The 14265-nt window shown below is 75.7% G+C and carries 7 protein-coding genes; 4 read left to right on the forward strand and 3 right to left on the reverse strand.

The genetic code is table 11. The features are described 5' to 3' along the window. The first annotated feature begins 145 nt into the window (after positions 1 to 145). Genes O7606_RS02890 through O7606_RS02900 form a run of 3 tightly spaced genes read left to right on the forward strand, consistent with a single transcriptional unit; the run spans position 146 to position 2037 of the window. Complete coding sequence (locus tag O7606_RS02890; protein WP_281597418.1) at positions 146 to 871, forward strand: GntR family transcriptional regulator; 726 nt, start codon at positions 146 to 148, stop codon at positions 869 to 871. Between the two features lie 15 nt (positions 872 to 886). Then, positions 887 to 1285 carry a Rid family hydrolase gene (locus tag O7606_RS02895; RefSeq protein ID WP_281597419.1) on the forward strand — a complete coding sequence of 133 codons (399 nt, stop codon included), beginning with the start codon at positions 887 to 889 and terminating at the stop codon, positions 1283 to 1285. Positions 1286 to 1287: 2 nt separating this feature from the next. Then, positions 1288 to 2037, forward strand: a complete 750-nt coding sequence (locus tag O7606_RS02900; RefSeq protein ID WP_281597420.1) for an MBL fold metallo-hydrolase — start codon at positions 1288 to 1290, stop codon at positions 2035 to 2037. A 30-nt stretch (positions 2038 to 2067) separates the two neighbouring features. Here the strand turns inward: O7606_RS02900 and O7606_RS02905 are convergent, their stop codons facing one another. The 3 genes from O7606_RS02905 to O7606_RS02915 all read right to left on the reverse strand — a co-directional run bounded on the left by O7606_RS02905 (position 2068) and on the right by O7606_RS02915 (position 5915). Next, positions 2068 to 3549, reverse strand: a complete 1482-nt coding sequence (locus O7606_RS02905; RefSeq protein ID WP_281597421.1) for a gluconokinase — start codon at positions 3547 to 3549, stop codon at positions 2068 to 2070. Positions 3550 to 3888: 339 nt separating this feature from the next. Beyond that, on the reverse strand, positions 3889 to 4965 hold the full coding sequence (locus O7606_RS02910; RefSeq protein WP_281597422.1) for a hypothetical protein: 1077 nt from the start codon (positions 4963 to 4965) through the stop codon (positions 3889 to 3891). Further along, entirely contained in the window at positions 4962 to 5915 is a 954-nt protein-coding gene (locus O7606_RS02915; RefSeq protein WP_281597423.1) for a hypothetical protein, read from the reverse strand. The genes O7606_RS02910 and O7606_RS02915 overlap by 4 nt, the downstream gene beginning before the upstream one ends. A 230-nt stretch (positions 5916 to 6145) precedes the next feature. Here O7606_RS02915 and O7606_RS02920 point away from each other — a divergent pair, with 230 nt between their 5' ends. After that, on the forward strand, positions 6146 to 14263 hold the full coding sequence (locus O7606_RS02920; RefSeq protein ID WP_281597424.1) for a type I polyketide synthase: 8118 nt from the start codon (positions 6146 to 6148) through the stop codon (positions 14261 to 14263). The last annotated feature ends 2 nt before the right edge of the window (positions 14264 to 14265 follow it).

A 14265-nucleotide genomic window follows, 5' to 3' on the forward strand; every position in this document is an offset into this window, starting at 1 on the left:
TGCGGGCTAGACGGGATTGTGGGCTTTGGAATAGTGTTCCGAACGCTACCCGGGCGGTCTAGACCAGTCAACCCTCAGGGCCCGGATCCACCGGTGGCGGACCTGGTGGGTGGGGCTCGAACGGGAGATACGGGATGATCACGTCATGTCAACGCCGAAACACGTCGCGATAACGAAGGCCCTCCGGGAACAGTGCCGGGAGCTGCCGGTCGGCGCCCGGCTGCCCGCCGAGAAGGAGCTGGCCGCCCGCTTCGAGGTCAGCCGGATGACGGTCCGGCAGGCGCTCGACGCCCTGGCCAACGACGGACGGGTGGAACGCGTCCCCGGCCTGGGCACGTTCGTCCGCCGCCCCACCGTCGCGATGGGGCCGAACCTGACCTCGTTCAGCGAGGACATGCGCGCCCGTGGCCTGCGCCCGACCAGCCGGCTCATCGCCATCGAGGAGATCGCCGCCGCCGGAGACGTCGCCGCCGACCTCGCCGTCGAGGCCGGCGCCCCGGTCATCCGGCTGGAACGACTGCGGTTCGCCGACGACGAGCCGATGTGCCTGGAGGACGCCTACCTTCCCGCCCGGTTCCAACGCGTGCTCGACGACGCCGACCTGGAGCAGTCACTGCACGAGGCCCTCGCGGCGGCGGGCGTCGTCATGTCCTCCGCCCGCCGGCTGGTACGCGCGGTGCCCGCCCCGTCCCGCGACGCCCGGCTGCTCGGCCTGGCCGAGCACGCCCCGGCGCTGGAGATCGTGGACGTCTTCTACGACGCCAACCGCCGCCCGGCCCACCGGTCCCGGTCCCGCTACCGCCACGACCGGTACGAGGTCCGCTCCGACCTGTTCCGGAACGCCCACAGCGCCCCCGGGGCGCACCTCTGAGCAAGGGAGACCACCATGAGCTGGACCGCACGGACCAGTGCCGACCTGCCGAAGCCGGCCGGACCGTACAGCCACGTCGTCGACACCGGGAAGTTCGTGTTCACGGCGGGCTTCGGACCGCAGGACCCGGCCACCGGCGTCGTCCCGGAGGGCATCACCGCGCAGACCGAACAGGTGCTCGACAACGTCGAGGGCGCGCTGGGCGCCGTCGGCCTCGGTCTGGGTGACGTCGTCAAGGCCACCGTCCACCTCCAGCACCTCGACCGGGACTTCGCCGACTACAACGAGGTGTACGCGCGGCGCTTCCGGTCGCCGTACCCGGTCCGGACCACCGTCGGCAGCACCCTGGCCGGGATCCTGGTCGAGGTCGACGTGGTGGCGGTCCGGCCCGACGGCCCGGCGGCCGGGAGCTGACCGTGGGCGCCGTCGAGATCGTCGACTCCGTCTGGCTGGTCGGCAGCGGAACCCAGCCCGACGCGCTGACCGACCCGCACGACTGTCACTGCTACCTGATCTGGGACGGCGCCGACGGGCTCCTGGTCGACACCGGGACCGGCCTCGGCGCGCAGACGTGGCTGGCCAACGTCGCCGAGGTCTGCGACCCGGGCGCGCTGGCCGGGGCAGTCGTCACGCACTACCACGCCGACCACGCGGGCGGCGCCGCCGCGGCCGGGGCCGTGGGGCTGCCCGTCATCGCCAGCGCCGAGACCGGCGCGGCGCTGAGCAGCGGTGACGAGTCACGCACCTCGCTGGCGGCGGCCCGCGCGGCCGGGATCTACCCGCCCGGGTACCGGCTCTCCCCGGTCACCGTCGACCGGGTCGTCGGCGACGGCGACACCGTCCACGCCGGCCGCCTGGCCGTCGAGATCGTCGCCGCGCCCGGACACTGCGACGGTCACCTCGTCGTGCTGGCCCGGGTCGCCGGCCGCGACATCCTGTTCGGCGGCGACTGCCTCTTCGCCGGCGGCCGGGTCAGCATGCAGGCGATCCACGACTGCCGGCTCGACCGGTACGCCGAAACCGTCGTCGCGCTGGCCGGCCGGGACGTCGACGTGCTGCTCCCCGGCCACGGCGAGCCGGTGCTGCGGGACGCCGGCACGGAGATCCGGGAGGCGGCGGACTCCTTCCGTCGCCTCGTCCCACCACCCAACGTGCTCACCGGCTGAGCCGCGCCCCGGGGCGGCGCGGCGGGGTCCTCAGCTCCGCACGAGCGCGTCGTAGACCTCGGCGAACCGGGCGCGCCGGTGCGCGTAGTGGTCGACGTGCGCGGGTCGGGGCTCGTACGTCGCCCCGGTGGCCCGGGTCGCGCGCGGGACGTCCGGCGCCAGCACGTCGAGCGCGAGCAGCGCCGTGCCCCGCTGCGTGGCCCGCCGCCGGGTCACCTGCGTGACGGGGCTGCCGAGCACGTCGGCGAGGATCTGCAACCACTCCGGGTGGTCGTTGCTGACCCGACCCGCCGCCGCGACCTCCAGGATCCGCGGGGCGGCCGGGCGCAGCTCGTCGGCGACCCGCGCGTAGGTCATGGCCACACCCTCGACGATGCCGCGGAACAGGGCGTCGGCGTCCGTGGCGGCCGACACCCCGCCGAACACGGCGCGCGCCCCGCCGACCCAGCCCGGCGCCCGTTCCCCGGTGAGGTACGGCAGCGCCAACGGCGTGGCGTCGGTCGGCGGCGCGGTGAGGACGTCGGCGAGCGACGGGCTGAGCCGTAACGTGTCCTGCGCCCAGCTCACGGCGCGACCGACGTCGTTGATCGCCCCGCCGAGCAGCGTGCGTCCGGCGTCGACCCGGTAGTTCCACAACCCGAACGGCAGGGGATCGGCCGGACCGTCGAGCAGCACCCGCAGCGCGCCACTGGTGGACGTGGCCGCGGTGAGCACCGTGGCGTCGGTCGCCCCGGACCCGACGTTGCTGGCCAGCCCGTCGGTGACGACGGGGAACCAGACGGCCCGGGCGAGGGCCGGCCAGCGCCGGGGCGTCGCCGTCGGCGCCGGATCCGTGCCGTCCCGTGGCGGGGAGAGGTGCCCGGGGTCGACGCCCGCGGCAGCGAGCAGCTCGGCGTCGAACCCGCCGGTGCGCCGGTCGAGCAGACCGGTCCACGCCACCGTGGACGTTCCGGCGAGCGGCTGCCCGACCAGCCGCGCCAGGACGTACTCACCCAGGGACCACCAGGCGGCGGCCCCGGCGAACACCCGCGGCTGCGCGGCGGCGAGCCAGCGCAGCCGCGGGGCGTGGTAGCTCGGGTGCAGCCGGGCGCCGGTCCGCTGCTGCGTCGCCTGCTCGTCGAGCTCCTCCCGCAGCGCCCGGACCGCGTCCGCGCTGCGGGAGTCGGCGTACGTCAGACACGGGGTGAGCGCGCGTCCGGCCGCGTCCACCGCGATCAGCGAGGCGGCGAAGGTGTCCATCGCGACGCCGGCGATCCTGGTGCCCAGCCGGCGGTCCCCGGTCACCGCGTCGAGAATCTGCCCGACCTCGGCGGTCACCTGGTCGGGGTCGATGACCGAGGTGCCGTCCGACGCGACCGTGAAAGCGTGCGGCACCTTGTGCTGCAGGCCGTGGACCCGCCGGCCGGAGGCGTCGTGCACGCCGCCACGGGTGGCGGTGGAGCCGACGTCCAGCGCCAGCACCAGCGGGTCCAACGCCGAGTCGAGGGCGATGTCGTCGTCGGTCCGGGTCATCGGCGTCCTCGTCGTCGGCGGCGCGGTCTCCCGGCAACCCTAGCCGGGGTCGTGCCCGGCCGCCGTGTCCGCGGGGCCGACGGTCGGGCCCGCACGCCGGCGCGGCGGCGTACGGAAATGGCGACGACGCCCGCCGGCCGCGTGGAATCCGATCGAGGACCGCCGGTGGGACGGTGGCCGTGAACTGCGGCCAGGTCGGCGGGAGGATATGCGCGGACGCGCCAGGACGGGGACGCCCGAGCCGGTTTCGCCACGGCCCGGCAGATCAGTCGCGAAATGATGAACGACGGGTTTCGGACCCGCTGCGGCGGAACAATTTCCCGCCGGCCAGGACGGCGGTCAGTAAAGGCCCTCGGGCGCCGTCGAGGTGATCTGCAACGGGCGGACGTTGGCGACCCCGTCACACGGCCACGCGGCGCCGGTGTCGTAACGCAGCGCCTGATCTCTCTCCAATATGTTGGGAAGGAACAGGTCGTCGTGCAGGACGGTCAGCCGGACCTGGCCGGTCGCGCCGTACCCGACCGTGGTGGACCAGTCCGCGCGGTCCACGACCGACATGGTGACCTGCGGGTAGTTCGGGACGTACGGGAGGATCTCGCCTTCCTGCTCCGGCGGCAGGCCGGCGGCGTTGCCGAAGGTGTTGCCGTAGCTGCGGCCGCAGATGCCGCCGTCCAGGGCCTTGGTGAAGTCGCGGAACATGCCGGGGCTGATCTGGGTGCCGCTGAGCCGTACGCCGTCCAACGCGGCGACCGGGCCGGGGTGCCGGCGCGCCAGGATCTGGAAGACCGCGGGGGTGGTGGTCAGGTAGTGGACGCGTCCGCCGCGCAGCACGTCGGCGATCTGGTCGACCAGGTGGGCGCTGTAGTCGTTGGCGTCGGCCAGCCGACCGGCCCGGATCAGGCTCTTCACCCAGCGGGGATCCATGTCGATCGCGTACACCAGTCCCTGGTGCAGGTCTGCCGACTCCCAGACGCCGTTGCCGATCAGGTGCGGACCGGTGGGGGTGGCCTGCAGCCAGGCGCGCCCGGGCCGGAAACCCTCGGTGACGAACGACCAGCGTCGCCACGCGCCGCGGTGCAGCAGCATCCGCGGGGTGTAGAAGACCCGGCACGGGGTGCCGGTCGTGCCTCCGCTGTCCCAGACGCGGCCGGTCAGCGGACGCGGGACGGCCAGCGGGACCAGGTCCGCCGGGTCCTGGGCGCGCAGCACGTCCACCGGGAACGGGCCGAACGCGGTGAGCTGGTCGTAACGGGTGAGGTCACGCGGATCGAAGTCGAGGTCGGCCGCGCGCCGCAGCCAGTACGGCGAGCCGGTCCGCGGGTCGAAGTGACGGCGGACGACGCGCCGCGTCCACTCGTCGAGGTCGGTGGCCAGACAGCGGTCGACGAGCGCGTCGCAGGCGTCGGCGGAGGTCATCGGGTCGGGGTGAGGTCGATGCCGAGCTCGAACGCCGTGGTCACGGCGAGCTCGACGTGCTCGGGATGGTCGACGTGCACCACCGGGAACGGGAAGCGCAGGATGCCGTCGGGGATGGAGCCGCCCATCACCAGGCCGAGGCGGACGCCCTCGTCCCGCATCGCGTCGTAGAGGTGGACCAGGTTGATCGGGTCGGTCGGGTTGCGGTGGAACGCGTCGCGCACGTCCGCCGCGGTGACCAGGATCCGGCGGTCGAGACAGGACACCAGGGTCAGCTCGGGGTCGGTGAACGGCATGGCGTCCAGGTAGGGCGCCATGAACTCGCGGAACGGCATGCGCAGCGGGGAGTGGATGGCCATCGACCGGCCGGGCATCTCGACCGTCGAGCCCTGCGGCAGGTCGGCGGCCAGCTCGTCCAGGGCCGCCTTCTCGCCGGAGAGCATCAGGATCCTGGTCGCGCCGTCGGCGGTCGGGCCGAACTGACCGGCCAGATACACCCCCGGGCGGCCGTCGCCACGGTAGGGGCCGAGGTCGCCGCCGGTCGGCGCGAACGACAGGGCGAGGCCCTGCTCGGGCGCGTCGGCGGGTCGTTGCGGCGCGCCGCGGGCGTGCGCGAGCATCTCGAACAGCGCCCGCCGGCTGACCGCGCCGGCGAGGCTGGCCGCCGACATGCCGCCGAGGCTGAGCCCGCCGAGCACCGTCGGCCGCAGCCCGTGCCGCGCCAGCACGTCGTGTACGGCGATCGCGTGGGCCGCCTCGCGTACCGTGCCGACGCTCTGCCGCTCCTCGGGCGCCCGGGGCAGGTCCTCGTCGAGGATCTGCCCGACGGTCAGGCCGGTCCACTGCGCGACCTGCGCGTAGAACTCCTGCGCCAGGGGGTACTTCCGGTACAGGTCGACGCCGCGCGGCTCGTTTCCGACGCCCCCGCCGAACAGATAACCCAACGTCATTGGCTGCGCTCCTGATGCCAGTTGTTTCCCGATTGTTTCCGCGTTTTTGCCGGAGCTGACCTAATGCCTGAATGCGTGCCCCACCGTACCGACGGGTGGCGTGCCCCGGCAAGCGGCGCGACAACCTGTCGCGGTCGGCGCTATCGAGACGATATCGACCGCTGTAATGCTGGCCATCGCATCGTCCACCGGTTGCGCGCCACACAAAAAAGAAATCTCGAACGGGTGACATGAATTCCATCCCGCACATTGCTGTCGTCGGCTACTCGTGCAGATTTCCCGGGGCGGGTGACCCCGCCGCTTTCTGGCAACTGCTCACCGACGGTCGCGCCGCGACGACCCCGGCCGCGGCCCACCGCCGGGATCCCGCGTCCGGCACGGAGACCGCCGCCCGGCACGGGGCGTTCCTCGACGACCCCGCCGCGTTCGACGCCGACTTCTTCGGCGTCACGCCGGCGGCGGCGGCTGCCACGGACCCGCAGCAGCGCCTCACCCTCGAACTCGGCTGGGAGGCGCTGGAACACGCAGGCATCCGGCCCGCCGCGCTGGCCGGCAGCCGCACCGGCGTGTTCGTCGGGGCCGGCTCCGACGACTACGCCCTGCTGCGCGGCCGGCCCGGCGACGACGGCGTCGCCCGGCACGCCACGACCGGGACGCGGCGCAACATGCTCGCCAACCGGCTGTCGCGCCTGCTGGCGCTGCGTGGGCCGAGCCTCGTCGTCGACACCGGAGACTCCTCGTCGCTGGTCGCCGTCCACCAGGCGTGCGAGAGCCTGCGCGCCGGTGAGTGCGGCGCCGCCCTGGCCGGCGGCGTCCACCTGAACCTCGCCACCGACACCACGCTCGCGCCGGCCGCGTCCGGCGTGCTGTCGACCGACGGGCGCTGCCACACCTTCGACGCGCGGGCCGACGGTTACCTGCGTGGCGAGGGCGGCGCGCTGGTCGTCCTCAAGACCCTCGCGCAGGCGCACGCCGACGGCGACCGGATCCGCTGCGTGATCCGGGGCAGCGCGGTCGACCACGGCGTCGCCGGGGACGACCCCACGGCCGGCGTCGCCGCCCAGCGTGAGGTCGTCGAACTCGCCCACCGGCGGGCCGGGACCGCCGTACGCGACGTGCAGTACGTCGAGCTGCACGGCGCGGGCGACCCGGTCGGCGACCCGGCGGAGGCCGCCGCGCTCGGCGCCGCCATCGGCGTGCGCCTGCCGCCCGGACAGCCGCTGCGGGTCGGCTCGGTCAAGACCAACATCGGGCACCTGGAGTCCGCCGCCGGTATCGCCGGCCTGCTCAAGGTGATCCTGGCGCTGGAGCACGACGCGCTGCCGGCCAGCCTGAACTTCGTCCACCCGCGCCCGGCCATCCCGCTGGAGCGGCTGAACCTGCGCGTGCAACGGGAGCTCGGCCCGTGGCCGGCCCCGGACCGGACCCGACTGGCGGGGGTCGACGCGTTCGGGCCCGACGGCGTCAACGTCCACGTCGTCGTGGCGGCGGCGCCCACGCCGTCCGCCGCGGACGCCCCCGCGCCGGCCGGGCGTCCGGTGCTGCTGGCGCTGTCGGCCCGGGACGGGGACGCGCTGCGCGCCCAGGCCGGACGACTGCACGACCACCTGCGGGACCACCCCGGCCCGGCGCTCGCCGACGTCGGCTACTCGCTGCTGACCACGCGTACCCCGTTCGCGCGCCGGGCCACGGTGGCCGGCGACGGCCGGGACACGCTGCTGCGGGCCCTGCGCGACCTCGCCGTCACCGGCGTCGCCGCCACCGCCCGTGCCGACGCCCGCACCGTCTTCGTGTTCCCCGGGCAGGGTCCACAGTGGCGGGGCATGGCCCGGCAGTTGGGCGCGGAGTCCCCGGTCTTCGCGGCCCGGATGGCCGACTGTGACGCCGCGCTCGCGCCGTTCACCGGCTGGTCGTTGACCGACGCGGTCCGTCGCGACGGCCCGTGGGACCGGGTCGACGTGGCCGAGCCGGCCCTGTTCGCGGTGCTGGTCTCGCTGGCGCGGCTGTGGCGGCGCCACGGCGTGACGCCGGACGCCGTGGTCGGCCATTCGCTCGGCGAGATCGCCGCCGCCGTCGACGCGGGCGGCCTGTCCCTGGCGGACGGCGCCCGTGTCGTCGCGTCCCGGGCCCGCGCCCTGCGGGCGCTGGCCGGCAGCGGGGGCCTGGTCTCGCTGGCTACCGACCAGGAGCGGGCCGAGGCGCTGACCCGGGACGCCGGGCTGAGCGTCGCGGCGGTCAACGGCCCGTCGGCGGTGGTGGTGGCCGGCGCCGGGCCGGCCCTGGACCGGCTGCTGGCGGCCTGCGCCCACCAGGGCGTACGCGCCCGGCGGCTGCCGATCGACTACGCCGCCCACTCGGCCCCGATGGAAGCCCTGCGGGACGTGCTGCTGCGGGACCTCGCCACCGTGCGGCCGACCGCCACCGACGTGGACCTGTTCTCCACGGTGACCGGCGCGGTGGTCCCCGGCGAGGCGCTGACCGCCGACTACTGGTACGCGAACCTGCGCGAGCCGGTCCGGTTCGCCGACGCGACCCGGGCCCTGGTGGCGGCCGGGTTCACCCGGTTCGTCGAGGTGTCGCCCCACCCGATCCTGCTCGGCGGCCTGACGGAGACCGCCGACGCCGCCGGCCGTACGGTGACCGCGATCGGGACGCTGCGCCGCGACGACGGCGGCCTGGCCCGTTTCCTGGGCGCCCTGGGCGACGCGTGGAGCGACGGCGCTCCGATCGACGCCGGGGCCCTGTTCCCGGACGCCCGCCGCACCGACCTGCCGACCTACCCGTTCCAACGCCGCGTGCACTGGCCGGACGGCCTCCCCGCGCCCCGCGCGAAGTCCACGCCGGGTGGCGCAGCCGGGCCGGGCCGAGCGTCCACGCCGGGCCGAGCGGTCGGGCCGGGCGAGCCGACCGCGCCGGGCCACGAGACCGCGCCGGGCCACGAGACCGGGGCTCAGCCGGGACGGGACGTCGCCCGGCTCGTCCACACCCAGGTCGCGAAGGTCCTGGGCCGGGACGGGGCGGACCGTGTCCCGGCCGGGCACACCTTCGAGGAACTCGGTCTGGACTCCCAGGCGGGCGTGCAGCTCCGTGACCTGCTGCGGCGCGACACCGGGCTGACCCTGCCGGCCACCCTCGTCTACGACCACCCCACCCCCGGCGCGCTCGTCGCCTACCTGCGGCACCGCCTGGCCGGCGGCGCCGAGCCGCGGGCGGCGGAGACCACCCGGCGCCGCGTCGCGCCCACCGACGACCCGGTGGTGGTCGTCGGGATGGCCTGCCGGCTACCGAACGGCGTCGACTCCCCGCAGCGGCTCTGGCAGACGCTGACCGACGGCCTGGACGTCACCGGTGACTTCCCCACCGACCGCGGCTGGGATCTCGCCACCCTCACCGCCGACGACGGGCTCGGCGCGAGCTACGTCCGGCGGGGCGGGTTCCTCGACGACGTGGCCGGCTTCGACGCGGCGTTCTTCGGCATCAGCCCCCGCGAAGCCCTCGCCATGGACCCCCAGCAGCGGCTGCTGCTGGAGACCTCCTGGGAGGCCCTGGAACGCAGCGGCATCCGCCCGGACGGCCTGCGCGGCGAACAGGTCGGCGTGTACGTCGGCGCGACCGCGACGGAGTACGGGCCGCGCCTGCACGAGCCGGTCGAGGGCACCGACGGGCTGCGCCTGGCCGGCACGTCCGGCGGCGTCAACTCCGGCCGCGTCGCCTACACGCTCGGACTGCAGGGGCCGGCGGTCACCGTCGACACCGCCTGCTCGTCGTCGCTGGTCGCGGTGCACCTCGCCGCGCGGGCCCTGCGCGGCGGGGAGTGCCGCCTCGCGCTCGCCGGCGGCGTCGCCGTGCTGGCCACCCCGGGGATCTTCGTCGAGTTCGCCCGCCAGAACGCGCTCGCCCCGGACGGCCGCTGCAAGGCGTTCTCGGCGGACGCCGACGGCACCGGCTGGGCCGAGGGCGTCGGGCTGCTCGTGCTCGAACGGCGGTCCGACGCGATCGCGCACGGCCACCCCGTGCTGGCCGTGCTCCGGGGCACCGCGGTGAACCAGGACGGCGCGTCCAACGGCCTGACCGCGCCCAACGGCATGGCGCAGCAGCGGGTCATCCGGGAGGCGCTGGCCGACGCGGACCTGTCGGCCGGTGACGTCGACCTGATGGAGGCGCACGGCACGGGCACCCGGCTCGGCGACCCCGTCGAGGCGCGGGCGCTGCTGGCGACGTACGGGCGGGACCGTGCCCCGGACCGGCCGCTGTGGCTGGGCTCGGTCAAGTCGAACATCGGGCACACCCAGGCCGCGGCCGGCGTGGTCGGCGTGATCAAGGCGATCCTGGCGATGCGGCACGGCCTCATGCCGCGCACCCTGCACGTCACCGCGCCGTCGCCCGAGGTCGACTGGTCCTCCGGCGCGGTCAGCCTGCTCACCGGGGCGCGCCGGTGGCCGCGCGACGGCCGCCCGCGCCGCGCCGCGGTGTCCTCGTTCGGGATCAGCGGCACCAACGCCCACGTCATCCTCGAAGAGGCCCCTTCCGCGTCGGCCGAGGCCGCGTCCGTCGGGGCCGTGTCGGCCAGAGCCGCGTCGATCGTGGCCGTGCCGGCCGGGGCCGGGTCGGAGCGGCCGCTGCCGTGGGTGCTCTCCGGCCGCGACGCCGACGCCCTGGCCGCCCAGGCCCGCCGACTGGCCGACGTGGCGGACGACCTGGATCCGGTGGACGTGGCGTGGACCCTCGCCACCACCCGGACGAACCTCCCGCACCGCGCCGTCGTGCTCGGTCGTACCCGCGACGACTTCCGGCAGGGGCTCACCGCGCTCACCGAGGGACGCCCGTCGTCCGGCGTGACCGTGGGTCGGGCGACAGGCGCCGCGACCGCGTTCGTGTTCTCCGGTGAGGGGTCGCAGTGGCCCGGGATGGCCGCCCGACTGCTCGACCACTCGCCCGCGTTCGCCGCGCGGATGGCCGAGTGCGAGGCCGCGCTGACCCCGTACACCGGCTGGTCGCCGACCGGCGTCCTGACCGGCGCCGACGGCGCTCCGCTGCTGGACCGGGTCGACGTCGGTCAGCCGGTGCTGTTCGCGGTGAGCGTTTCCCTGGCGGCGATGTGGGAGTCGTTCGGCGTCCGCCCGGCCGCCGTGGTCGGCCACTCCCGGGGCGAGATCGCCGCCGCCTGCGTGGCCGGGATGCTCTCGCTGGACGACGCCGCGCGACTCGTCGCCGACCGTGGCCGGCTGCTGCGCGACTCCGACGTCGCCGGCCGGGGCGCGATGGTCTGGGTCGCGCTGAGCGCCGACGACGCGCGGGAGCGGCTCACCGCCGGACTCGCGATCGCCGCCGTCAACGGCCCCGCCTCGGTCGTCGTCGCCGGTGACCCGGACGAGGTCGCGGCGTTCACCGCCGGGTGCGCCGCCGACGGGGTCCGTGCCCGCCCGGGCAGCGTCGAGTTCGCGTTCCACACCGCGCAGATGGCGGAGACCGCCGCGGCGCTCGCCGTCGCGGCAGCACCGGTCGTGTGCCGCCCGGCGACCGTGCCGTTCTACTCCACCGTCACCGGGGACCTGCTGCCCGACGGCGCGGCGGACGCCGCCTACTGGCAGCGCAACCTGCGCGACCCGGTGCTGTTCGAACCCGCCGTCCGGGCCCTGCTCGACGCCGGCGTCGAGCAGGTCGTCGAGGTCAGCCCACACCCGGTGCTGCTGGCCGCGGTCCAGCAGACCGCCGAGGACCTCGACGTGCCGGTGACGGCGGTCGGCACGCTGCGCCGCGGCGAGGACGACCCGGCCCGCCTGCTGGCCAGCGTCGCCGCCGCCTGGGCCGCCGGCGCGCCGGTCGACTGGTCCACGCTGGTCATCGGCGGTCGCCTCGTCGAGCTGCCGACCTACCCGTTCCGCCGCGACCGGTACTGGCTCGCTCCCACCGGGGTCGCCGCCGGGCATCCGCTGGTGAGCACGACGGTCGAGGTCGCCGAGCCGGGCGCGGACGTGGTGCTGGCCGGACGACTGTCCCGTCCCGCCCTGCCCTGGCTGGCCGACCACGCGATCGGGGCCGCCGTGGTGGTGCCCGGCACCGCGTTCGTCGAGCTCGCCCTGCACGCCGGGGAGCAGGTGGGGCACCGGCTGGTGGAGGAGCTCACGCTGCTCGCGCCACTTGTCGTCCCCGAGGACGGGCACCTCGACCTCCAGGTCACCATCGGTCGCCCGGCCGGCGGCCGACGCGGCATCGGCGTGCACGCCCGGGGCCCCGGTGGCTGGACCCGGCACGCCAGCGGGACGCTGACCGTGGCCGGCGGCGCGCCGCCCGGTGGCGACCTGACGACGTGGCCACCGGTCGGGGCGGAGCCCGTCCCGCTCGACGGCTTCTACGCGCGCCTGCGGGACCGTGGCTACCACTACGGGCCGGCGTTCCAGGGGGTGCGGGCCGCGTGGCGGCGCGGCGACGAGCGGTACACCGAGGTGGACCTGCCCGGCGGCGGGCGCTGGGGCGTCGACCCGGCGGTGCTCGACGCCGCGCTGCACGCCATGTTCCTGCCCGGCGTGGTCGACGGCGACACGGTCCTGCCGTACGCGTGGACCGGCGTCCAGCGGCACACCGCCGCCGGCGGCGGCCCCGTCCGGGTCCGGCTGACCCGCCTCGCCGCCGACACGGTGCGCCTGCTCGTCACCGACCGGCGCGGCACGCCTGTGGTGTCGGTCGACGCGCTGGCCGTACGGCCGGTGACCGGCCGTCAGGTGCGGGCGATGGCGGGGGCCGGCGGGGAACTCCACGAGGTCCGGTGGGTTCCGGCCACCGCCGCCGCCCCGGCCGACGGCGCGACGACGTTCCTCGAGTGCCCGGCGGTGGTCGACGGCCCGGACCCGGCCGGGGTACGGCGGCTGCTGGCCGAGTTGCAGCGGTGGCTGCGGCAGGACAGCCCGGCCCGGCTGGCCGTGGTGACCCGCGACGCCGCCGGTGGCGCGCTGTGGGGTCTCGTGCGGTCGGCCCAGCTCGAACACCCGGGCCGGTTCGTCCTGGTCGACACCGACGACACCGACCCGGCGTCGGTACGGCTGCCGGCCGACGAGGACCAGATCCGGGTGCGTGCCGGCGAGGTGTCGGTGGCCCGCCTCGTGCCGACGCCGGTCACCGCCGACGTCGGGCGGGTCGACCTGGGCGACGGGTCGGTCCTGGTCACCGGCGGCACCGGCGCGCTGGGCGGCCTGCTCGCCCGGCACCTCGTGCGGGAGCACGGGGTACGCCGGTTGGTGCTGATGTCGCGACGCGGCCGGTCCGCCCCGGACGCCGGGCGGCTGGTCGACGAGCTGACCGACGCCGGAGCGCACGTCGAGGTGGTGGCGTGCGACGTCGCCGACCGGGGCGCGCTCGCCGACGCGTTGGCCGGGATCCCGGCGCTGACCGCGGTGGTCCACGCGGCCGGCACGCTGCGCGACACGACGCTGGAGGCGATGACGCCCCGGGACGTCGACGAGGTGTTCCGGGCCAAGGTCGAGCCGGCCTGGCACCTGCACGAGCTGACCGTGGACCGGAAGCTGTCGGCCTTCGTGCTGTACTCGTCGGCCACCGCCGTCCTCGGCGGCGCCGGGCAGGCCAACTACGCCGCCGCGAACGCGTCGCTCGACGCGCTCGCCGTGCGCCGACGTGCCCTCGGCCTGCCGGCGATCTCGTTGCAGTGGGGACTGTGGGCCGCCTCCAGCGGGATGACCCGGCACCTGTCGGAGACCGACCGGCGGCGGCTGGCCCGCGCCGGGCTGCTCCCGTTGACCGACGGGGACGGGCTGCGGCTGTTCGACGAGGCGCTCGTCGCGGGACGCGCCGTGGTCGCGCCGATCCGGCTCGAACCGTCCGCGCGGACCTCGCTGATCCGTCCGGCCCGACGGGTCGCCACCGCTGCCACTGTCACCGGCGGCCCCGCACCTGTCACCGCCACGGCCCCGGTCACCGGCACGGCCCCGGTCAGCGCCGCGTCCGGGCTGCGCGCACGGCTCGCCGCGCTCGCCGACCCGGCGGACCGCGAACGGGTCGCGGCCGAGTTCGTCCAGGCCGAGGTCGCCGCCGTCCTCGGCCACGACCGGCCCGAGGCGGTCGACGTGGAGCTGGCGTTCAAGGAGCTCGGCCTCGACTCGCTGACCGCCGTGGACCTGCGTAACCGGTTGCGCCAGGCCGCCGACGTACGGCTCGCCGCGACCCTGGTCTTCGACCATCCGCGCCCGATCGCGGTCGCCCGGCATCTGGTGGAGGTCCTGGTGGACGTGCCCACGGCCGCCGCCGTGCCCGACGGTGGCCACGACGACGTGGACATCGATGGTCTGGGTGTGGGGGATTTGATTCGTTTGGCGACTGAGGGGGTGGAGTGGTGATG

This window comes from Micromonospora sp. WMMD882 (assembly GCF_027497255.1).
Lineage (GTDB): Bacteria > Actinomycetota > Actinomycetes > Mycobacteriales > Micromonosporaceae > Micromonospora.